This window comes from Flavobacterium aquatile LMG 4008 = ATCC 11947 (genome assembly GCF_000757385.1).
Lineage (GTDB): Bacteria > Bacteroidota > Bacteroidia > Flavobacteriales > Flavobacteriaceae > Flavobacterium > Flavobacterium aquatile.
This window is the reverse complement of sequence record NZ_JRHH01000003.1, coordinates 344,786-367,049: the sequence shown is the minus strand read 5'-3', so window position 1 is coordinate 367,049 and position 22,264 is coordinate 344,786. Positions and strand designations below refer to the sequence as shown.

The following is a 22,264-nucleotide window of genomic DNA, read 5'->3' as shown; positions in this document are numbered from 1 at the left end:
TTATTCAATTATCCAAAGTAATACTGGCTTTTTGGTAAGTTTTAATTTGGCGTCTAGTTTTCTCATAAATGCATTAGAAACTGCAGGACAACCCCAACTTAAAGGCGACACTTTCGGATAAATCTCTCCATTTGAAACAGCATCCCACGAGTGTAAAACTACCACTCTTTTAACAGCATTTTCATTGGTTTTCTCTAATCCGTGCAACCAATACTTCACATTTATTCCCCAAGAGCTGTAATCACGTTTTCCTATTTTATATTTTCCTTTCATCGAACAATGACTATCAACTGTATTACTGTATTTTACTTTTTCCCATTTGTCTGGATTTTCTTCCAATTGATCACAGCTTCCATGAGTAACTAGATTTTTATCTGAAACTTTATTTTCCTTAAAATCATGAATGAAAAATCGATTTTTTCCTGGATGAATACTTAAATCCACTAGAAAATAATAGTCTTCATTAAATTCATTTTTCTTGCAATACTCTAATGCTACTGCATTATTTGAACTGTAATCTTTGATTGGAGTTTCAACTTTGGTATTGTTACAACAAATAAAACTCAAGAATAAAACAAGTAAACTATTTTTCATATTATGGAGTATTTTTATCATTATTCAACGTTAAAATTTGAATTATATTTAAACCTTTCTTGTTAAATAAAGTCTAAATTTATAATTCAAATCATTGGTTATGAACAAAAGCAATCTGTGGTCACTACGACTAGGTTTTTCGGGAAAACAAGCGCAACTTATTGAGGAAATTGGATTTGAAAAATTCCTAAATAAATCATTCGCTACAACTTTTGATAAAACGCTTCCAAATTTTCTTGAGGATGAACCCAAAACTATCGCCGAACTTAGAGAATACCGACAATCAATTAAAAATGGTTCTGCTGATGATCAAAAGAAAGTCATCAAGAAGCAAATTAAAAATGCAACCGAACTAAAAAAATGGTGGATTGATAAATTTCTTACCGAAAAATATCCGTTGAGAGAAAAAATGACCTGCTTTTGGCACAATCATTTTGTCGCGACTTCTCAAAAAGTAAAATCTACTTATTGGATTTACCAACACAATATGATTTTGCGTGAAAATGCCTTTGGAAATTTCAAAGAGCTAACGAAGATGATTGTAAAATCGAATGCAATGGTTCGTTATTTAGATAATGTTGACAATCGAAAAGATAAAATCAATGAAAATTTAAGTAGAGAATTATTAGAACTTTTCACCATCGGAATTGGAAATTATACTGAAAACGATATTAAAGAAGGTGCAAAAGCATTAGCCGGATTAAATCTTGGGGAAGAAAGCGCCGTTTACAGAAGATTATTAGAAGATAATTCGACAAAAACCTATTTTGGAAAACAAGGAAATTTTAAAGCAGATGATTTAGTTGACATCATATTCGAACAAAAAAATACGCCTTATTTAATTACAAGAAAAATATTAAAATGGTTTATTTACGACAATCCATCAGAAAATCTGGTAATTTATTATGGTGATTATTTCAGAAAAATGAACTTCGAAATCAAGCCATTGCTGACCAAAATTTTTACGGAAGAATATGCAAAAGAGAATTCTGGAAGTAAAATAAAAGATCCGTTAACTTATTTATTTCAACTAACAGATGAATTAAATATTGCAAACTCTAATACTACTTTGATTCCTTTTTTCTTAAAACAGCAAGGTATGGATTTATTCAATCAACCCAATGTAAAAGGTTGGGATGGCGGAAATTCTTGGCTAACTTCACAAATTTACTTACAAAGAAATAATGCTAGTGATTTACTTTGCAATGGACGTAACATCAGCAGAAAAGTATTTGAAAAAATGCCAGAAGAAGGTGAAGAACCTGAAATTAAATTGGAGAAAATTAACGTCCAAATTGATTTTGATAAAAATGGAAATAACAAACAAATAATTACGGAATTGTCCAACAGATTGCTATTTAAAGTAGATGAAACCATGCAAAAAGACATGGAAAACCTATTAAAATATGATTTTGATCCGAAAAGCGAAAATGCAAATTATGCCGTTTTAAGATTATTCAATTACATTACAAAAACGCCTGAATACCAACTGATTTAAAGCTAAAAATATGAACAGAAGAAACTTTTTATCGCTTACGGGAACCTTTACTGGTGGAATGCTTGTGCTACCTGAATTTTTACATGCTTTTGGTTCTCAAAACAATTTGGTTATTGGTGAACAATGTTTGGTTTTTATCCAATTAAATGGCGGAAATGATGGTTTGAATACCTTTATTCCGTATGAAAATCCATTGTATTATGATCTTCGAACTAAAATCGCTATCAATAAAAATGAAGTTATCGGTAAAAATAAAGGCATGGCGTTTCATCCAGCTTTGAAAGATTTTGCTCAAATACAGCAAAATGGTGATTTGTCAGTAATTCAAAATGTAGGTTATCCAGAACCAGTTCGTTCACATTTTAGAAGTCAAGAAATTTGGCAAACAGCGACCGATTCAAATAAATACTTGAACGAAGGTTGGCTTGGCAGATATTTAGATTTACAATGTAATGAACACCAACCAACAGCTGGAATAAACTTAGATTCAATCGACAATTTAGCTTTGAAAGGTGTTGAACCAAATTCTATCACAGTTAAAGATCCTAATAAATTCAAAATTAGAAATGATAAAGATGAGAATGTAAAATTATCTGATAATCCGCAATTGGATTTTGTTAGAAAAATTGCCAATTCTGTTACAGAAGGTTCAGATGATATTCAGAAAGCTTTATCAAAATCGACTTCTGAAATTAGTTATCCGAAAACTGGTTTGGCAAAAAATTTAGAATGGATTGCTCGTTTGGTGAAAGGAAATTTGAACTCGAAAGTTTATTACACATCACTTGGTGGATTTGATACACACGACAATCAATTAGAAATTCATAAACGAAAATTAACCGAGTTGAACGATGCAATTTTTAGTTTTTACACCGATTTGAAGAAAGCACAATTACTTCAAAATGTAACTATTGTTGTCTTTTCTGAATTTGGAAGAAGAGTAAAAGACAATGGAAATGGAACCGATCACGGAACCGCTGCACCCATGTTTATTATTGGAGGAAACAACAAATCGAATGTTATTGGAACTAATCCAAATTTATCTGATTTAGACAATGGCGATTTGAAACATCAAATTGATTTTAGAAGTGTTTATTCCACTTTGCTACAACAAAAAATGAATTTTGATTACACAAAAATTGGCATCAACAACAAAATTATTGAAGGATTATTCTAAATTTAATCTGATAAAGTTTTGAACCCTTAAACAAACAACTATCTTTGTCGGCTTTTTAAAAATTAAAAAATGTCGAAAAATAGTATCGTAAAAGGAGTTTTTTTAGTTGGTCTTGGTGCATCTAGTTACGGAATGTTAGCCACTTTTGTGAAATTGGCCTACGATGAGAAATTTACTACTGCAGAAGTTACAACCTCTCAATTTATATACGGAATTCTTGGAATGTTGATAGTTAATGCTTTTCAAAAAGCAAAAAACAATCTACCTGTCGAAAAAGCTACTTCAAAAAATATTTTTCAATTGATGTTAGCTGGAACTTCGTTAGGAATGACAAGTGTTTTCTATTATTTATGTGTTCGCTATATAGATGTTTCGATAGCGATTGTTTTATTGATGCAAACCGTTTGGATGGGCGTTTTATTAGAATGGTTTCTTGAGAAAAGGAAGCCATCATCGCAAAAAACTATTGCAGTATTCATAGTTTTACTGGGTACAATTTTAGCAACAAATATCTTGAATAATTCCGTTACCATAGATTGGAGAGGAATCGTTTGGGGATTATTGGCAGCAGCCTCTTTTACAACAACAATGTTTACTGCCAATAGAGTTGCAGTTGGAATTTCATCTGCACAACGAAGTTTGTACATGCTTCTTGGCGGCGCAATTATTGTGTTTTTATTTGCATTATTTACTCAAAATACACCATTCAATTTTGCTATTTTCTTAAAATGGGGAATCTTTCTTGCCCTATTCGGAACCATCATTCCGCCACTACTTATGAATGCTGGTTTTCCTATAACAGGAATTGGTCTTGGAAGTATCGTTTCTGCATTAGAACTGCCTGTTTCGGTCTTAATGGCGTACTTAATTTTGAATGAAAAAGTAGTCTTCATGCAATGGATTGGAATAGTTTTAATAATTGCGGCTATCGTTATTATGAACTTAAACTTTCAAAAAATACAAAATAATCGATAAATTTGTAGAACTTGTACTACAAACTCATTTTTTATGTTAATATTTTTATATATTCGTTATATAAAAGTAAATACGCATGGAGAAACCTTGGCATTTATATCTTATGGCGGTACTCTATATACTCGCTGGATTAAATCATTTTAGAAAACCGAAATTTTACGAAAAAATAATTCCACCCTTTATTCCTTATAAAAATTACACTAATGAATTAGTGGGATTTCTTGAAATATTATTCGGAATTTACTTATTCATTCCTATGTTTTCAAATTTAGCTGCATGGTCTATTATTGGACTCTTAGTCATCATTTTTCCTGCAAATATTTACATGACAATTAATAAAAAAGCCAGTTTAGGAATACCAACTTGGATATTATTATTGCGATTGCCTCTTCAATTTATATTAATTTATTGGGCATATCAATACACCTAAAATAAAACTGAATACTAACTTAACAAATTACATTATGAAAAAACTATTTGCTGAATTTTTCGGAACCTATTGGCTGGTTTTTGGCGGATGCGGAAGCGCACTATTTGCAGCTGGAATTCCAAATCTTGGAATAGGTTTTGCTGGAGTTTCTCTGGCTTTCGGACTTACTGTTTTAACAATGGCTTATGCTGTTGGTCACATTTCCGGCGGACATTTTAATCCTGCCGTATCTTTTGGGCTTTGGGCTGGAGGACGATTTTCTGCCAAAGATTTGCTTCCTTACATTCTTTCTCAATGTGCTGGAGCTATTGCTGCCGCAGGAACCTTGTTATTTATTTGGTCTGGAAAGACTGGAAATGTAATTGATAATACCAAAGCTGGTGCATTTGCATCTAACGGTTATGATAAATTCTCGCCCGAAGGTTATTCTATGATTTCATGCTTTGCCGCAGAATTCGTTCTTACAATGTTTTTCCTATTAATAATTCTTGGTGCAACAGATAAATTTGCTAACGGAAAATTTGCCGGTGTTGCAATTGGATTAGGATTAACTTTAATTCATTTAATTAGCATTCCAATTACAAATACATCTGTAAATCCAGCGCGTTCTTTATCTCAAGCGGTTTTTGTACAGGGCGAGCCAATGGGTCAAGTTTGGCTGTTTTGGGTAGCACCAATTTTGGGAGCTATCGTTGCCGGATTGATTTATAAAAATTTAATGCAAAAAACAGATAACGAATAATAGACCTAACCATTTTTTTTAAAACGACGGATTTTATATTCGTCGTTTTTTTATACTTTTGAAATATGAATTCGCTATTTCCAAAAGAAAAAATTTCATTCGATTTACCTAATGCTTCAATAGAATATTATCCAAATTTCTTTGACACATCTCATTCAGAACAACTGTTTGCTAAATTATTGAATGAAATTCCGTGGCAATTGGACTACATTACCATTTTTGGAAAAACGCATCCACAACCAAGGTTAACGGCACTTTTTGGAAACGAGGGTAAACCTTACTCCTATTCTAATATTATAATGCAACCAAATCCGTGGAATCCGATTTTGATGTTTATTAAAAATGAAATTGAAACTATTTGCGATGAAAATTTCACAACTGTTTTATTAAATTTATACCGTGACGGAAAAGACAGCAACGGTTGGCATGCCGACAACGAAAAAGAACTTGGCAGAAATCCAATAATTGCATCCGTGAGTTTTGGAGCTGAAAGAAGTTTTCATTTAAAACACAATTCTATTCCAGATGCCAAGCAAAAAATTACATTAGAAAACGGAAGTCTCCTACTGATGAAAGGTGAAACACAGCACTTTTGGAAGCATCAAATTCCGAAAACAGCAAAGCCTATTGGATCAAGAATTAATCTAACTTTCAGAATTATAAAGTAAATTTGACGCAACCTTTTTTCACTTTTTACATCTTAATACTACAAACAAAAACAAAAAAACATGAACAAATTAGTATTAATCTTATTCGCAGCCGTTTTCATTAGTTGTTCCAATTCTGACGACAATAATGAAACACCTGCTTTAACCGCAACCGAAATTTCTGGTGGAGATTTATATGGTAATGGTGACGAGGGAATTGAAGAAAGCCGATTACTTATTACAAATGTTGCAGACTGGAATGCACTAAAAGACAGCATGGATAGCGTTAATCCAGTATCAGAAGGCTTTGCAGAAACAACTATTGATTTTCAAAACTATGACGTAATTGCAATCTTTGATGAAATAAAAGGTTACGGTGGTTATACAATAGCTATTGACGAAATTGCTGAAAATGAAGACAACTATATCGTTTCTATAGTAAAAACTGGTTCAGAAGGATTTGCTACTACAGTTATAACGCAACCATTTCACATCTACAAAATTCCAAAAGCAACAAAGCCAGTTATTTTTATTTAACGTATAGAAATTGAATTAAAAGTTTCCTTATATTTGATTCTAAATCAATTTTATGGAAAATATAATTAGCTATTTCGAATCAATTCCGTCAGTACATAGAGCTTTAATCTTGTCTGGCGGAATTGCTTTATTTTGGTTGATTGAAAGTGCTTATCCGTTTTTTAAATTCCAATATAATAAATGGCAACACGCAGGAATCAATCTGTTTTTTACACTTACAACAATTGTAATCAATTTTGCTTTAGCTTTTATTCTATTACAATCTGCCGATTTTGTTACAACACATAAATTCGGAATTCTGAATTGGTTGCCCAAATTCAACTTATGGATTTATACCATTATCGGATTACTTTTACTTGATTTTTTTGGTGCTTATCTCGCCCATTTTGTAGAACATAAAGTTAAATTTCTCTGGCGATTTCATTTGATACATCACACCGATACTTATATCGATACAACATCTGGAAACAGACATCATCCTGGAGAAAGTGTCATTCGATTTATTTTTACAACTTTTGGAGTTTTAATTGTTGGATGTCCAATGTGGATGGTTTTTTTATACCAAACACTTTCTGTTGTAGCAACACAATTTACACATGCCAATATTTGTCTGCCGAAAAAGTTTGACAAATACCTTAGCTACTTTATGGTTTCCCCAGACATGCACAAAATTCACCATCATTATCAATTGCCTTACACCGATAGTAATTATGGAAATATTTTTTCTATTTGGGATCGAATTTTTGGCACATTCTTGTATCTTGAACGAGAAAAAATAATTTACGGAGTGGACACACACATGAATCCAGAGGAAAATAATCGACTGAAAAATTTGCTTAAAATTCCGTTTCAAAAACCTCGTTCTGCACAAAATGTGTAAAAATTAACCTCCATTTTAAAAAGTGATTATTTTTTTTCTTAATATTGGTATACAATTTGAGAATAAAAGAAGTAATTAACAATAATTGTGGCTTTTCAACTAATGAAAAAAAGTAAAAGAGTAGAACTTGACAGCGAACAGCTAGAACGTGTTGTCAGTATGGCGCAAGAGGAACGAAAACCTTTTGAAGTATTAAAAGCTGAATTTGGCATCACCGAAAATGAAGTGACCGAATTAATGCGAAAAAGATTGCCCAAAGACAAATTTGAACTTTGGAAGAAAAAAGTTGCAGCAAGTAAACCGAAGCCAAAACCTATGGTTGACGATGACTTTGATGAACTAGACGGCAAATACTACATGAAAAATAAGTTAGATTAACTTGTTACTTCAAAGACAAAATATAATAACGATGCGATAAGAAATTATCGCTTTTTTTATTCCTATTAATCTCCTATTTAGTTGCTTAAAAAAAATAATTTTATTAATTTATTTAAATTAAATATAAATTTTATTAATTAATAATTAAATATTATTTAATTTTATTTATTCTAACTTTAATAATATGCAACCAAAACTTCCAATACAATGCCCAAGTTGTGAAAGTTCCCTTTCTGTAACACAATTAAGTTGCAGCAATTGCAGTACTTCTGTTTCTGGCAATTATACTCTTCCTTTACTTCTTCAAATTACTGAAGAAGAACAAAACTTTATCTTACAGTTCTTTCTAACTAGTGGTAGTTTGAAAGAAATGGCAACTCAAATGGGGAATAGTTATCCAACGGTTAGAAATAAACTGGATGATATTATCAACAAAATCAATCAATTAAAAACTAAATAATGGGTATGAAAACAATAATACTTAATCCTTTTCAAAAATTTTCAGAGAAACAATTAATAGCATTTGGAATTTCAGCAACAGTAATCGGAGGTTTGTTATCATTACTATTTAATGGAAGATTCGACGGTGTACTTGATTTACATTTTACAGAAAAAACTACGATTGCAACAACAGCACTTGATTTAATAATAAGCTTTTCTATACTAGCATCAATTTTGTTTCTTTTTGGTAAAGTGATAAATAAGAAAACACGATTAATAGACATTTTAGCTACATGTTTTATTTCTAAAATTCCTTTTTTCTTTCTACTATTTTTTAACATAAACAATAAAATGTTTTTGGTTACTGAAAATTTAATGAAAATGGTTTCAACTAATAAACCAACAAATATTGAAACACCAGATATTATTTTCCTGATGTCTTCTGGTATCACAACATTTGCTTGCTTAATTTGGTCTATTGCTTTACTTTTCAATGGGTTTAGAACTGCAACTAATTTAAAAGAAACCAAACATATACTGCTTTTTGCTTTAGCAATAATTCTTGCAGAAGTGGCATCAAAAATTATTATATTAAACTTAAACTATTAAATAAAATGAGAAAAATAGCAATAACAATCGTTACATTCTTCTTGTCAGTAACAACTTTCGGACAAGATATCACAGGCAAATGGTATGGATTATTAAAAGTTCCAGGTACACAATTACCTATTGAAATCAATGTAACTAAAACTGATACTGGATATAAATCAACTATGGATAGCCCAGATCAAAAAGCATTTGACATACCAATTGCAACAACTAGTTTTGAAAATACTACATTCAAATTTGCTATTCCAGCTGGCAGAATTGAATATGAAGGAACGTTTGAAAATAATAAAATAAAAGGAGTTTTCAAGCAAGCTGGACAAGCATTTCCAATGGAACTTACTAGAGAAAAAATTAAAAAGACAGCATTAGTTCGACCTCAAGAACCAATAAAACCATATCCTTATTATAGCGAAGAGGTAACTTTTGAAAACAAGAAAGATGGAGTAACTCTAGCTGGAACTTTAACGCTACCCAATAAAGAAGGAAACTTTCCTGTTGTAGTTTTAATTTCAGGAAGTGGCCCGCAAAATAGAGATGAGGAACTTCTTGGCCATAAACCATTCTTGGTAATTGCAGATTATTTAACAAGAAACGGAATTGGTGTTTTACGTTACGATGACAGAGGAACTGCAGCTTCAAAAGGCAACTATAACGCTTCAACTACATTAGATTTTTCTTATGATACAGAAGCAGCAGTAAATTATTTACTAGGCAGAAAAGAAATAAACACAAAAAACATTGGACTAATTGGTCATAGTGAAGGTGGTGTTGTAGCTCCAATGGTAGCAAGTAGAAATAAGAATATAAGTTATATAGTATTACTAGCAGGAACTGGATTAAGAGGAGATAAACTTCTTTTATTACAACAAGAATTAATTGCGAGAGTTCAAGGTGCAACTGAAGAAAACATAAATGAAGCAAAAATTTTCAATGAAAAAATATTTGATTTAATAATTAGATCTACTGATGATTCTAAACTTAATACTGATTTAACCATTCTTTTTGAAGAGGCAATTAGTAAAACTCCTGATGTGAAATATCCAGAAGGAATGACCAAAGAACAATACATTAAATTTCAAATAAGTGAATATACTACTATTTGGACGAAATATTTTATAAAATTAGACCCAAGTATTGCTTTAGAAAAAGTAAAATGCCCTGTTCTTGCACTGAATGGATCAAAAGATTTGCAAGTTCCAGCAAAAGAAAATTTGGAAGCCATAAAAAATGCATTAGCTAAATCAAAAAACAAAAAAGTTACAACCAAAGAACTTCCTAATCTAAATCATTTGTTTCAAGAATGTACAACAGGTGCTCCTAGTGAATATGATAAAATTGAACAAACATTTTCTCCAACTGCTTTGAATGAAATAGTAAATTGGATAAAAATTCAGGTAAAATAATTTATTCTGTTTGTAACAAAATCTAAATTTGAAATACCAATAGACAAATAAAAGATACACTAATGAAAAAAATACTTTTAAGTTTAACAATTGCAGCTTTGGTTTTAAGTTGTAAATCGGGTTCCAATACCGTTTCGAAAAAAGAAATAAACGAAATTGGTGTTACAATAGATTTGAATAATGTAGTAGATGATAAAGTTTTAGTTACTGTAAAAGTGCCAACTATAACGTCGGATGAAATTGTATACCAATTGCCAAAAATTATCCCAGGAACGTATTCTGAAGATGATTATGGTAAATATATTGACGATTTAAAAGCATTTGATAAAAAAGGAAATCCGATTGCAGTTACTAAAAAAGATGTGAATTCTTGGACCATTGCCGATGCAAAAAACCTTGATAAAGTAACTTATTTAGTAAACGACACCTACGATATTGAAAAAGGTGGTGGTTTTGGTGGTAACGAAGTATTCTCTCCTGCCGGAACAAATATCGATGCAGGGAAAAATTTCATGTTGAACAACCACGGATTTGTTGGTTATTTTTCAGATAAAAAAGATTTAACTTATAAAGTAACCGTTTTACATCCTGAAACACTTTTTGGTGCAACTTCGTTAACCGATACTGATGCAAGTGCGACTTCAGATTTATTTGTAACACAACGTTACAATGATTTAGTTGACAATCCAATTATGTATTCTAAACCAGATTTCACTTCATTTACTGTAGACGGAATGGAAATACTTTTCAGTGTTTATTCTGCTAATGGAAAGCATACTGCAAAATCACTTTCGGGCGATTTAGAGAAAACAATGCGTGCACAAAAGAAATTCCTTGGTCCGATAAACAGCAATAAAAAATATACGGTTCTTTTATATCTTTCTGATATGAAAAAGAAAGACGCAAAAGGCTTTGGAGCTCTAGAACATAATACTTCTACAACGGTTGTTTTTCCAGAAATGATGCCAGCAGGTTCACTTGGAGAACAAATTAAAGATGTGGTTTCGCATGAATTTTTTCACATTGTAACTCCGTTAAGTGTGCATTCTAACGAGATTCACTATTTTGATTTCAACACACCAAAAATGTCAAAACACTTGTGGATGTATGAAGGTGTTACTGAATATTTTGCCAATTTATTTCAAATAAATCAAGGCTTAATTGATGAAGACGATTTCTACCAAAGAATGGTTAGTAAAATTAAAAACGCTAAAAGACTAAATGACAAAATGCCGTTCACAAAAATGAGCGCCAATGTTCTTGATAAGCCATACAAAGACCAATACTTAAATGTGTATGAAAAAGGAGCTTTAATTGCAATGTGTATCGATATCACAATTAGAGAAAAAAGTAATGGAGAAAGAGGAATTTTAGATTTAATGCAAAAATTATCTAACGAATTTGGGTCGTCTAAACCTTTTAGCGACGACGAATTATTCGATAAAATTGTAGCGTTAACTTATCCAGAAGTTGGAACGTTTCTAACTACTTATGTAGATGGCGAAACTCCAATTCCGTATGATGAGTATTTTGCTAAAGTTGGAGTTGCAAATACCACTATTAAAAAACCGGGTAATCCATTTTTAAATGGTACATCACCAAGTATATCTGGAATTCCTGCTACAAAAGAAATTGTTGTTAGAGCTAATACAGATTTGACACCATTTCTGACAAATATCGGTGCTAAAGGAGAAGATGTTATTCTTTCTTTAAATGGTAAGGACTATAATTTAGACTCCATTTCAGAAATGATGCAATCAGTTCAAGCATGGAAAGAAGGAGAAACAGTTACAATGAAAATAAAAAGAGCTGGAAAAGAACAAACACTTACTGGAAAAGCAATAATTCCAATCACAGAATCACAAGGCTACAACGCCGCTGATGCAAGCAAGAATAATTTAAAACAAGCTTGGTTAAAAGGATAAACTTGAATATATCCATTTTTAAATCCTCAATTTATGCTATAGATTGGGGATTTTTTTATTATTTTGCCAAAAATAAAACCACCCATGCAAAAAACAATTATAGCTTTACTATCTGTAGCTCTTATGAGCTCTTGTTCAGAAAAAAAAGAGGAAAAGGACTTAGTAATTACCGGATACGTTAAAGGATTAAAAAAAGGTACACTTTACATTCAAAAATTAAAAGACACAACCTTAGTGGCGCTTGACACTATTAAAATAAATGGTGATTCTCATTTTACAAGCGAATTGGATATTGAATCTCCAGAGATGTATTATCTTTATTTAGACCGAGGTGTTACCAATTCAATAGATAACAACATAGCATTCTTTGCCGAAAAAGGTAAAATAAATATCGAAACTTCATTAGATTTTTTCACAGCCGATACAAAAATTACAGGATCTAAAAATCATGACGTTTATGAAGAGTATAAAAAAATAGCTTCTAGATTAATCGATCAAGATTTAGCATTATTAGAAAAAAAGTTTAATGCCTATAAGGATGGTAAAACAGAGGAAGTGGTAACTATCAACGCACAACAAGAAAATCTATTAAAGAGAAAGTATTTATTTACAACCAACTTTGCAGTAAATCACAAAGATTCTGAGGTTGCACCCTATTTAGCTTTGGCAGAAATTTACGATATCAATTTGAAATACCTTGATACAATTCAGAAATCATTAACTCCAAAGGTATCTAAATCGATTTACGGAAAGAAATTAGACGCTTTAATCAAAGAAAGAAAAGCAAACGAGAAATAAATTCGAATTTTGAATATATTCATTAAAAGACTTCAGTTTTGAAGTCTTTTTTTATTTTCAAATTTTATAAAATAAAAAAAACCACCACATTGCTGTGATGGTTTTACGAAGAGCCGGCGGAGGGACTCGAACCCACGACCTGCTGATTACAAATCAGCTGCTCTAGCCAACTGAGCTACGCTGGCAACTCTTTAGTGGTGCAAATATAATAGCGATTTTTAAATCTCCAAAATATTTTTACACTTTTTTCGTATTTTTTTCAATTAAAGTGCATTGATTTTAGCAACCAATTGACTAGCAGTTTGTTCCAATTCTGCATTGATTTGCTTGAAATGTGCTTTCTTATTTTCAACTTTTTTAGCATTAACCTTAACGATTAAAGCATCAAAAGATGTAATTGCTTCATCTATAACAGCATTGGTAGCTTCTGTAGGCTTTCCTTCGCTTGTCATCTCGTGAATATAAACAGCTTCAATAATATCTCCTAAAACGAAGTTGATGTCTTTTTTTAAATTTTTAACGCTTGGCATTTTCTTTTATTTTTTAAAATTTGATGCAAAATTACGCATAATCTTTCAAATTCAAGTTAAGAAATGCATATTTCTAATAGAGAAGCTGTACCTTCTATTTCAAATTGTGTCATTTCTGCTAGAATTAATATAGTTTCTCCTGTTTTATAATGAAAAGTTTCTCCTTTAAACTTCAAATCAAAACTTCCTTCAACGCACATGTAAACTGTGAATGATTCTTTGTTTTTAGAAACGTTTAAATTTCCGTCAAGCGGAATGAAATTCGTTGTAAAAAACTGACAATTTATAACTTCGTTAGCTTTATTTTTTTCTTTTGAATATTTTTTTTGAGCGTTAACAACATTATAATTGATGGCATCCAAAGCCAAATCAACATGCAACTCACGCGAATTTCCTGATGCATCAACTCTATCGAAGTCGTAAATTCTATAGGTAATGTCCGATGTTTGTTGGATTTCGGCAATTACAGTTCCAGCACCAATAGCATGAACGGTTCCGGTTTCCAAAAAGAAAACATCACCTTTTTTTACTTTCTTAGTATCGAGAATATCAATTATCGTTTTATTTTCTAAACTTTCTAAATATTCATCTGGAGAAGACTTTTCTTTAAAACCAACAATCAATCTTGCATCCTTATCCGCTTGCATCACATACCACATTTCGGTTTTGCCGAATGAATTATGTCGTTTCTTAGCCAATTCATCATTGGGATGTACTTGAATTGATAAATCTTCACGGGCATCAAGGTATTTAAAAAGTAAAGGGAATTGTTTCCCAAATTGCTTGAAAACTTTTGTCCCCAAAACAGCTTCTGGAAATTCATTTATCAATTCGTTCAACGATTTTCCTTCATACAAACCATTTGCAATAACACTTACATCATTTTCTACAGTAGAAATCTCCCAACTTTCTCCAGTGATTTCTGAAGTTATGGGTTTGTTTAAATAAGTTTTTAGTTTTGTTCCACCCCAAATTCTGTCTTTTAAAATGGGTTGGAATTGCAATGGATAGAGTTTCATTTGATAGTTATAAAATACAAAGATGCAAAATTTTAAAAATACTATTTTGTCATTTTCTGCACTATTTTTAATGCTTTTTCGATATGAATTTTTCCCGACATACTATTAAAAACCAGGACAATTTCTCCTTCTTTATTGGCTACAAAAGTTTGACGACCCGGAATAATTAAAAAATCGTTTTCTACCTGAAAAAGTTTTCTGATTTTTTTATCATTGTCGGAAAGTAAGATAAAAGGCAAGTTGAATTTACTCTTAAACTTTAAATGTGACTGAACCGAATCGGCACTAATTCCGATAATTTCTGCACCAAATTCTTTAAATTCTTCGTAATTATCTCTAAAACTGCAAGCTTGTTCGGTGCAAACTTTGGTTTCATCTTTTGGATAAAAATAAATCACAAGCGGTTGTTTTCCTATATAATCTTGACTATCAAAGAGATTTCCGTTGGTATCTTTCGCTTTAAAATTGGGTAGCTTATCGCCTACTTTTAGTGCCATTTTAGGTTCCTTTATAGGTTACAAAATTGCGAGGTGTTTCATAAAGAACCACTTCTAACTCTTTATTGGCATCAATAAATTTTCGAAGTTTGTTCCAAATTACAACCGCGATATTTTCGGCAGTTGGATTTAAATCGACAAAATCAGAAACATCTAAATTTAGATTTTTATGATCGAATGCGTTTTCAATGTGCGCTTTTATCAAATCGGAAAGAATTTTCACATCAATTACAAAACCAGTTTCTTGATCGATTTCTCCAGTTACAGAAACTATAAGCTCATAATTATGTCCGTGAAAATTGGGATTATTGCATTTGCCAAAAACCAAATCGTTTTGCTCCATCGTCCAATCTTTTCGATACAATCGATGTGCGGCATTGAAATGTGCTTTTCTAGAAACTGTAACTTTCATGTTTTGGAATTTGGAATTTAAATTTTGAAATTTTATAATTTGTGATCTTCTAAATAATGATAAAATTCATCGAATATAATTTTGAACCAAACCGTATATATATGTGGGTTTACAATCATGTCGTCTTTGATGTCTTCAATGGTCATCCATTTCCAACTTTCGACTTCTTCTTCATTAACATTAGGTTCTTCATTACTATAACCAATCATCACGTGGTCGAGTTCGTGTTCGGTTAAACCATTATCAAAAGGTGCTTTGTAGATAAAATGAAAAAGTTCTTTAAGCTCCGATTTAAAACCCATTTCTTCAAATAGTCGTCTTTTACCAGCTTCGATGTTGGTTTCTCCAGCACGTTGATGACTACAGCAAGTATTAGTCCACAACAAAGGCGAATGGTATTTGTGATGAGCGCGTTGTTGCAACATCACTTCATTTTTATCATTCAATATAAAAACCGAAAAGGCACGATGCAATACTGCTTTTTCGTGAGCTTCCAATTTATTCATCAAACCAATGGGTTCGTCTTTTTCGTTAACTAATATTACCTGTTCTTCTTTCATAGATTTTTTATGATGGTCAAAAATACAAAAAAAGAATTGCTATGTTATTTTTAAATTTTCAACAACAGTTAAACTTTACTTAAAACCACTCATTTTGTAATCTGTAAGACATTTTACAGCGTATATCTGTTGTAAATTTGTACTCTATTTAAATAAGATTGTTATGAAAAAAATCTTGAATCTTTTAGTTATCATTCCGCTGTTTGTTTTAAACGCCTGCGGTCAATCGAATAACAAACAAAAAAACACAACAACAAAAACAATTGCAATGGAAAACGTTATCAGCAAACCTGAAAATCCGTATTACTCAAATACCGACACAAAAAAATTAAATGTTCCGAATGCCGAATGGAAGAAAATTCTATCTCCAGACTTATATGCTGTTGCTCGTGAAGCCGATACAGAGAGAGCTTTTACAGGAACTATGTGGAAAAGTGAAACTAAAGGAACCTATTACTGTGCAACGTGCGGAAATAAACTATTTAAATCAGACCAAAAGTTTGTAAGCAGTTGTGGATGGCCAAGCTTTTTTGAACAAACCAGTAAAGAAAGCATCACTTTTAAAGACGATAATTCGTATGGAATGCGAAGAATTGAAGCAAATTGCGGAAGATGTGACAGCCATTTAGGTCATTTATTTGACGATGGTCCTGAGCCAACTGGAAAAAGATATTGTATGAACGCAATTTCTCTTGATTTTGTTCCAGATGGTGTAGTTTCTACTTCTGGAGATTTTGAGACTGTAGTGATTGGCGGCGGATGTTTTTGGTGTGTTGAAGCGGTTTATCAAAATCTTGATGGTGTAAAAAGTGTGTACTCTGGTTATGCAGGCGGAACAGTTGAAAACCCAAGTTATGAAGAAGTTTCAACAGGTAGAACTGGTGCTGCAGAAGTTGTTGAAATTACTTACGATAAAACCAAAACTAATTTGGATGAAATCTTTAAAGTATTTTTCACTGTTCACGATCCTACAACATTAAACCGCCAAGGAGCCGATGTTGGTACACAATACCGATCAGTAATTTTCTATAAAAATGAAAACGAGAAAAAAGTTGCTCAAGACTTGATTAAAGATTTAAACAACGAAGTGTTTTCTAATAAAATTGTGACAACACTTGAACCATTAAAAAAATTCTATAAAGCCGAAGAATACCACCAAGGTTATTACGAAAATAATAAAAACAAACCTTATTGTGAAATGGTAATTCAACCGAAAATAGAAAAATTTGAAAAAGTTTTCAAAAACCGATTGAAGAAAAAATAAGAAAAAAGTCTCCGCTACAAACGGAGACTTTTTTTATAAAATATAATCTGTTGTTATAAAATTAGATTCCTTGCTATTTAATAAAGCTTGCAAAATCTCATTGTTGTAAGCATTATCTTTAGATGCAACAAACGTTCGGATTGAAAAAGAGCGCAAGGCATCATGAATACTCAATGTGGCTACTGCCGAATCTTTTCGTCCAGTAAAAGGATAAACATCTGGACCACGTTGACAAGAACTATTTAAATTTACACGACATACAATATTTACCAAAGTATCAATTAGTGGTGCAATGGTTTTTATATCTCTACCAAACAAACTCACTTGCTGACCATAATTAGACTCAGCCATGTCATTTAATGGTTCTTGAATATCCTTGAACGATAAAACCGGAATTACTGGACCAAATTGCTCCTCATGATATACTCGCATTTCTTTATTCACAGGAAATAAAACGGCAGGAAAAATATAATTTTCTGAATGCTCACCACCTTTTTTATTTAAAATTTTAGCGCCTTTACTGGTAGCATCATCAATCAGTTCTTGAATGTAAGCTGGTTTGTCTTTTTCTGGCAACGGAGTCAAAAACACGCCTTTTTCCCACGGATTTCCGAAAGGTAATGCATCAACTTTTTCTGAAAATCGTTTGTTAAATTCAGCCGCAATGGATTCGTGAACATATAAAACTTTCAAAGCAGTGCAACGCTGTCCGTTAAAAGACAATGTTCCTGCAACGCATTCTTGAATGGCCAAATCCAAATCAGCATCGGGCAAAATGATTGCTGGATTTTTAGCTTCTAATCCTAAAACAAGTCGTAATCTATTTTTATTTGGATGCTGATCTTGTAACGCTATCGCTGATTTACTATTTCCAATCAAAGCTAAAACTGCCACTTTTCCAGATTTCATCACTGGCGATGCAACATCTCTACCTCTACCGTAAACAATATTAACAACTCCTTTTGGAAAGCTACTTTTAAAAGCTTCTAATAATGGTGAAATCAATAAAACGCCATGTTTAGCAGGTTTAAAAATAACAGTATTTCCCATTATTATTGCCGGAATTAACAAAGCAAATGTCTCATTTAACGGATAGTTATAAGGTCCAAGACACAACACAACGCCAAGCGGTCCTCGTCTAACCATCGCATTAATTCCTTGACTTTTAGTAAAACGTGCATTGGTTCGATCTAATTCTTTATAATCTTCAATTGTATCATAAATGTAATCGACTGTTCTATCAAATTCCTTTTCCGAATCGGCTAATGATTTTCCAATTTCCCACATTAACAATTTTACTACTTCAGTTCGAGTAGCTTTCATTTGCGTGACAAAATCTTGCATACATTTTATTCGATCGATTACTTTCATTGTTGGCCAAAGACCTTGACCATTATCATAGGCTTCAAATGCTGCATTGGTAACTTCATTTCCTTCTGCTTCACCCATTGCTGGAATACTACCTAAGAGCGTTGGCGCATATTCTTCTGTAGATGAAATAGTTGAATAAACTGAAGTAAATTCGCCAGACCATTTTTTTAAAACGCCATTTACTAAATAAGTGTCTTGAATAAATGGTTCTTTTATTTGATATTCTAATGGTATTGCGTTCATAAAATTTATTTTTTATAAAATTACTCAATAAACGAATATGTTGAACATCAATACATAGAAAGAAATTAACTAAAACGATGTATTAAAAATTAAAATGAATTATTTATAAAGGAAGATTTAAAAACTCATTCTAACAAAAATATTAGGAGTAATTCCGAGAGAATAATAATCTTTTACAGCATATCTCGGAGTTGCAAAATCACCAAAATCAGAAAATTTTCTTTCAAATTCTTTACTGATTACTGTTCGGTTATTGTAACAATTGTAGATTGAAAAACCAACTTTTAAGTTTTTGTTATCCTTGTTGTAAAACTGATAAAATCCTGACACATCAAGTCTGTGATAAGCCGGAAGTGTTTTAGCATTTAAGTCGGTTGCTTGTTCATTTTCATCCAATAAACTGTATGGTTTTCCCGAATGCAAAAACCATCCTGCTGTTACCGAATACTTGTTCCATTTTTTATTAAATGACAAATTCAGCGCATGCTTTACATTAGAATTTACCAAAAAATAATTGAAGTTATTGATGGTTTCAAATCTGTTTTGTGAATCTTGAAAAGTATAAGTCATCCAAGCGCTCCAATCTCTAGCGGTTTTTTGAAGCAATAAATCTAAACCATTTGTAAATCCGTTTCCTTTGTAAATTGAAGTTACATTCTGATTCGAAAATCCAAAAGTAGATGTAGTAATTCCATCAATTTGTTTACGATAAATATCTAAATCCAATAGCCAATTGTCCTTTTTTAAAATGATTCCTGTAGCAAAATGATTAGCTTTTTGAATCGGATAACTAGAATTGTCTGACAATGCCCAAACATAATTTTCTAAACTCAAATCATTAATCGTGTTCTCACGAACTTGGCTTAAAATCTGACTTCTCCTTTCATAAGAAATTTGCCAAATAAAATGTTCGGAAAATCTTTTTTGAACTAAAACTCTTGGTTCAAAAACAGTGCCATTAGTACTGAATTTACTCAATCGAAAACCCGAATACAGGCTCCAATTTTTAGCATCAAATTTTAAATAGGAATAACCAACATGGTTGATGGTATAAACTTGTTTCAAACTCAAAACAACGCCCAAATCTTGATTGAATGTATTGAATAAATGCGACACATCATTACCAAACAACTGATAACCAAAATCAAGAGTAAATTTAGAATTAAAAAGATAATTAAAATTAGCTTCTAAACCCGAATCTGTTATTCTATTTACCTTTTTATAGGCTTCAAATTCTGATGGAGAAAATTGTTCTTTTTTTTCGTAATCAAAATCATAATTTGAATAAAAAAGCAGTACTTTCTGATGGAATCTAGAAGAATATTTTTGACTCCAATTAATGCTAAAACCATAGTTGGAAATATTCATTTGCTGATTATCTGTCGAACTATCTTTGGTTTTATTTGTGTATTTCAAATCATTATCGATATAAATTCCAGACAAAGAAATCGATGCATTTTCAGTAGGTTTAAAATTCAATTTGGTAGAGAAATCTTGAAACTGAAATTTATTTTGATCATCAAAATTATTAAAAACGGTATTCTGGAAAACTTTGTCTTCTAATTGTCTAAAAGTAGGCGATTGAAACCATTCTGTTACTGATTTTCTTACCGCTACTTGAATACCTAACTTCTCTTTTAACAAAGGTGCTTTTATATCTAGGTCAGCATTTAGTGCATTCAAGCCAGCATTTCCTTCCAATTGGCCAACAATTTTATCAGATGATTTTATATCGATTATACTTGAAATTCGTTCCCCAAATTTGGGATTAACAGCTTTATTGTAAAAATTAACCGATTGTGAAATAGCAGGATTAATGCCAGAAATCATTCCAAATAAATGTCCTGGATGATACAATCTAATTCCGTCCCAAAGCACCAAATTCTGGTCGGAAGTACCACCACGAACATGCAAACCTGTAGCAGTTTCGTTCGGACTTTTTACACCTGGAAGTTGTTGCAAAGACAATAAAACATCAGCATCAGTTACGCCCGGAAGCGTTTCTACTTTTTGAGGATAGATGATGTATTTTTCGTTAGTTTTATTGATTCCTTTAGCGAGAAAACCTTCAATTAAAATAACATCGAGGTAAGTGATTTTTTCACTATTTTCTTCTTCATTTTTAACTAAAGAGTAAAATCTATTATCAATTTTTACAATTTTTAAGTGCGTTTGTTTTTCAATTTCTAAATTAATTTCGTCTAAAGAATACTTCTTTTTTACTAATGATATCGTTTTATCATTTAGAATTTCGTCAACATAAGAATACTTGACACTGAATTTATTTTCAACGTCAAGTACCACTTTATCTAATGCTTCGGAAGAATAGGAAAATTGATGTTTCTCAATTTTTTGCGCCCATAAATTTTGAAGAAAAAGATTCATGAATAAAAAAAGGAGTAGTTTTTTCATTCAGATAACGAGATGGTTTGTTTATTAATTACGTACTTTAAATGCAATGGAATACATATTGTTTTAATGGCAGTATCCATATTTTTATTACTAAAACTTCCTGTAAATTTAATGTTTTCTATAGTTTTAGGATAGTCAACTTTGATATTAAACTGCATTTCAAATTTATCTAAAACATAACGAATTGGAACATTTTTAAAAGACGATTCTCCCAAAATCCATTCTGGCTTCTGAGCATTTTTTTGAGGATGATTGCTATACGAATTTTGATATACTCTAACCGTTTCTCCTTGGGTTAAAATAGTAGTTTTATCCTTATTTTCTACTTTAACTTTACCTTCATAACAAACCACTTCAAAAAAATCATCGAAACTTGTTGCATTAAATTTTGTACCCAAAACGGTTATTTTACCAAGAGATGTTTCTACTGTAAATTTGCTTCCTTTTTGCACTTCAAAAAAAGCTTCGCCTTCCAATTTCAAGGAACGATTCCAAAGAAAAAAATTAGGATAAGACAATTCCGATTTGGCATTTAAAGTAACTTTCGAATTGTCATTTAAAGTAATTGATTCCGTCGAACCAAAATCGGTTGCGACCTTATTTGAAAAATAAAACGTTTGATACAATCCAAAAAACAAAAGCAAACTGGCAGCAACAGTTACATATTTCCACAAATGAAGAATCTTGGGTTGCTTTTTCGTCTTTTTACTTTCAATTTTATGTTGGATTTTGGCAAAACTTTGTTCCATGTCAGGTTTAGAAACAGTATAATTACTAAGAGCGTTTTTCAGCTTTTGAAAAGCAACAAAATCCTCATTAGAAACCAACTGCTTTAATTGATCGTCTGAAATTTTATCAGCCAACCAATCGGATAGAAATGTATCGTTATTATGTTCCATTTTGTAATTTTTAAAAAGTGTAA

At 31.6% G+C, this 22,264-nt stretch carries 24 protein-coding genes and 1 tRNA gene; 15 read left to right on the top strand and 10 right to left on the bottom strand.

Annotation, left to right across the window (positions count from 1 at the left end; translation table 11 throughout):
• Entirely contained in the window at positions 1 to 594 is a 594-nt protein-coding gene (locus tag LG45_RS07600; protein WP_035125856.1) for a murein L,D-transpeptidase catalytic domain-containing protein, read from the bottom strand.
• A 100-nt stretch (positions 595 to 694) separates the two neighbouring features.
• On the opposite strand from LG45_RS07600, the gene LG45_RS07595 reads away from it, so the two are divergent.
• The 14 genes from LG45_RS07595 to LG45_RS07530 all read left to right on the top strand — a co-directional run bounded on the left by LG45_RS07595 (position 695) and on the right by LG45_RS07530 (position 13,034).
• Entirely contained in the window at positions 695 to 2,092 is a 1,398-nt protein-coding gene (locus tag LG45_RS07595; RefSeq protein WP_035125854.1) for a DUF1800 domain-containing protein, read from the top strand.
• A 10-nt stretch (positions 2,093 to 2,102) separates the two neighbouring features.
• On the top strand, positions 2,103 to 3,269 hold the full coding sequence (locus LG45_RS07590) for a DUF1501 domain-containing protein (protein ID WP_035125853.1): 1,167 nt from the start codon (positions 2,103 to 2,105) through the stop codon (positions 3,267 to 3,269).
• A 69-nt stretch (positions 3,270 to 3,338) separates the two neighbouring features.
• Positions 3,339 to 4,244 carry an EamA family transporter gene (locus LG45_RS07585; protein ID WP_035125851.1) on the top strand — a complete coding sequence of 302 codons (906 nt, stop codon included), beginning with the start codon at positions 3,339 to 3,341 and terminating at the stop codon, positions 4,242 to 4,244.
• A gap of 76 nt (positions 4,245 to 4,320) precedes the next feature.
• Positions 4,321 to 4,674, top strand: coding sequence for a DoxX family protein (locus tag LG45_RS07580; RefSeq protein ID WP_035125849.1), 354 nt, complete (start codon positions 4,321 to 4,323; stop codon positions 4,672 to 4,674).
• A gap of 34 nt (positions 4,675 to 4,708) precedes the next feature.
• The gene (gene aqpZ, locus LG45_RS07575) at positions 4,709 to 5,416 is read left to right on the top strand and encodes an aquaporin Z (RefSeq protein WP_035125848.1); all 708 of its coding nucleotides are present in this window, start codon (positions 4,709 to 4,711) and stop codon (positions 5,414 to 5,416) included.
• Positions 5,417 to 5,481: 65 nt separating this feature from the next.
• Entirely contained in the window at positions 5,482 to 6,084 is a 603-nt protein-coding gene (locus LG45_RS07570; protein WP_035125846.1) for an alpha-ketoglutarate-dependent dioxygenase AlkB family protein, read from the top strand.
• Between the two features lie 60 nt (positions 6,085 to 6,144).
• Positions 6,145 to 6,600, top strand: coding sequence for a protease complex subunit PrcB family protein (locus LG45_RS07565; protein WP_035125845.1), 456 nt, complete (start codon positions 6,145 to 6,147; stop codon positions 6,598 to 6,600).
• Positions 6,601 to 6,652: 52 nt separating this feature from the next.
• Positions 6,653 to 7,480 carry a sterol desaturase family protein gene (locus LG45_RS07560; protein ID WP_035125843.1) on the top strand — a complete coding sequence of 276 codons (828 nt, stop codon included), beginning with the start codon at positions 6,653 to 6,655 and terminating at the stop codon, positions 7,478 to 7,480.
• A 102-nt stretch (positions 7,481 to 7,582) separates the two neighbouring features.
• Complete coding sequence (locus LG45_RS07555; protein WP_035125841.1) at positions 7,583 to 7,858, top strand: TIGR03643 family protein; 276 nt, start codon at positions 7,583 to 7,585, stop codon at positions 7,856 to 7,858.
• Positions 7,859 to 8,042: 184 nt separating this feature from the next.
• On the top strand, positions 8,043 to 8,318 hold the full coding sequence (locus LG45_RS07550; RefSeq protein WP_035125839.1) for a DUF2089 family protein: 276 nt from the start codon (positions 8,043 to 8,045) through the stop codon (positions 8,316 to 8,318).
• 5 nt (positions 8,319 to 8,323) lie between these two features.
• A complete protein-coding gene (locus LG45_RS07545) occupies positions 8,324 to 8,908 on the top strand; it encodes a YIP1 family protein (RefSeq protein ID WP_165570797.1) in 585 nt (194 codons plus the stop codon).
• A gap of 5 nt (positions 8,909 to 8,913) precedes the next feature.
• The gene (locus LG45_RS07540) at positions 8,914 to 10,311 is read left to right on the top strand and encodes an alpha/beta hydrolase family protein (protein ID WP_035125835.1); all 1,398 of its coding nucleotides are present in this window, start codon (positions 8,914 to 8,916) and stop codon (positions 10,309 to 10,311) included.
• Between the two features lie 62 nt (positions 10,312 to 10,373).
• Positions 10,374 to 12,236, top strand: coding sequence for a M61 family metallopeptidase (locus tag LG45_RS07535; protein WP_035125833.1), 1,863 nt, complete (start codon positions 10,374 to 10,376; stop codon positions 12,234 to 12,236).
• A gap of 84 nt (positions 12,237 to 12,320) precedes the next feature.
• On the top strand, positions 12,321 to 13,034 hold the full coding sequence (locus LG45_RS07530) for a DUF4369 domain-containing protein (RefSeq protein ID WP_035125832.1): 714 nt from the start codon (positions 12,321 to 12,323) through the stop codon (positions 13,032 to 13,034).
• Positions 13,035 to 13,145: 111 nt separating this feature from the next.
• On the opposite strand, the gene LG45_RS07525 is transcribed toward LG45_RS07530, so the two are convergent.
• From LG45_RS07525 to idi, 6 genes are all read right to left on the bottom strand, one after another.
• Positions 13,146 to 13,219: transfer RNA gene (locus LG45_RS07525), tRNA-Thr, on the bottom strand.
• 78 nt (positions 13,220 to 13,297) lie between these two features.
• Positions 13,298 to 13,564, bottom strand: coding sequence for a hypothetical protein (locus LG45_RS07520; RefSeq protein WP_035125830.1), 267 nt, complete (start codon positions 13,562 to 13,564; stop codon positions 13,298 to 13,300).
• Positions 13,565 to 13,620: 56 nt separating this feature from the next.
• Positions 13,621 to 14,583: a type I phosphomannose isomerase catalytic subunit gene (locus tag LG45_RS07515; protein WP_035125828.1), complete on the bottom strand. Its 963-nt coding sequence runs from the start codon at positions 14,581 to 14,583 to the stop codon at positions 13,621 to 13,623.
• A 41-nt stretch (positions 14,584 to 14,624) separates the two neighbouring features.
• Positions 14,625 to 15,080, bottom strand: a complete 456-nt coding sequence (locus tag LG45_RS07510; RefSeq protein WP_035125826.1) for a peroxiredoxin — start codon at positions 15,078 to 15,080, stop codon at positions 14,625 to 14,627.
• A 1-nt stretch (position 15,081) separates the two neighbouring features.
• Positions 15,082 to 15,492 (bottom strand): 6-pyruvoyl trahydropterin synthase family protein, encoded by a 411-nt coding sequence (locus LG45_RS07505; protein ID WP_035125824.1) that lies wholly within the window; start codon positions 15,490 to 15,492, stop codon positions 15,082 to 15,084.
• Between the two features lie 32 nt (positions 15,493 to 15,524).
• Positions 15,525 to 16,052 (bottom strand): isopentenyl-diphosphate Delta-isomerase, encoded by a 528-nt coding sequence (gene idi / locus LG45_RS07500; RefSeq protein WP_035125822.1) that lies wholly within the window; start codon positions 16,050 to 16,052, stop codon positions 15,525 to 15,527.
• A gap of 163 nt (positions 16,053 to 16,215) precedes the next feature.
• Between idi and LG45_RS07495 the strand changes: the two genes are divergently transcribed.
• Positions 16,216 to 17,316 (top strand): bifunctional methionine sulfoxide reductase B/A protein, encoded by a 1,101-nt coding sequence (locus LG45_RS07495; protein WP_035125820.1) that lies wholly within the window; start codon positions 16,216 to 16,218, stop codon positions 17,314 to 17,316.
• A gap of 33 nt (positions 17,317 to 17,349) precedes the next feature.
• On the opposite strand, the gene LG45_RS07490 is transcribed toward LG45_RS07495, so the two are convergent.
• From LG45_RS07490 to LG45_RS07480, 3 genes are all read right to left on the bottom strand, one after another.
• The gene (locus tag LG45_RS07490; protein WP_035125818.1) at positions 17,350 to 18,930 is read right to left on the bottom strand and encodes an NADP-dependent glyceraldehyde-3-phosphate dehydrogenase; all 1,581 of its coding nucleotides are present in this window, start codon (positions 18,928 to 18,930) and stop codon (positions 17,350 to 17,352) included.
• Between the two features lie 117 nt (positions 18,931 to 19,047).
• A complete protein-coding gene (locus tag LG45_RS07485) occupies positions 19,048 to 21,342 on the bottom strand; it encodes a TonB-dependent receptor plug domain-containing protein (RefSeq protein WP_081932055.1) in 2,295 nt (764 codons plus the stop codon).
• Positions 21,339 to 22,241 (bottom strand): FecR family protein, encoded by a 903-nt coding sequence (locus LG45_RS07480; protein WP_035125814.1) that lies wholly within the window; start codon positions 22,239 to 22,241, stop codon positions 21,339 to 21,341. Before LG45_RS07480 ends, LG45_RS07485 begins: the two co-directional genes overlap by 4 nt.
• Positions 22,242 to 22,264 lie beyond the last annotated feature (23 nt).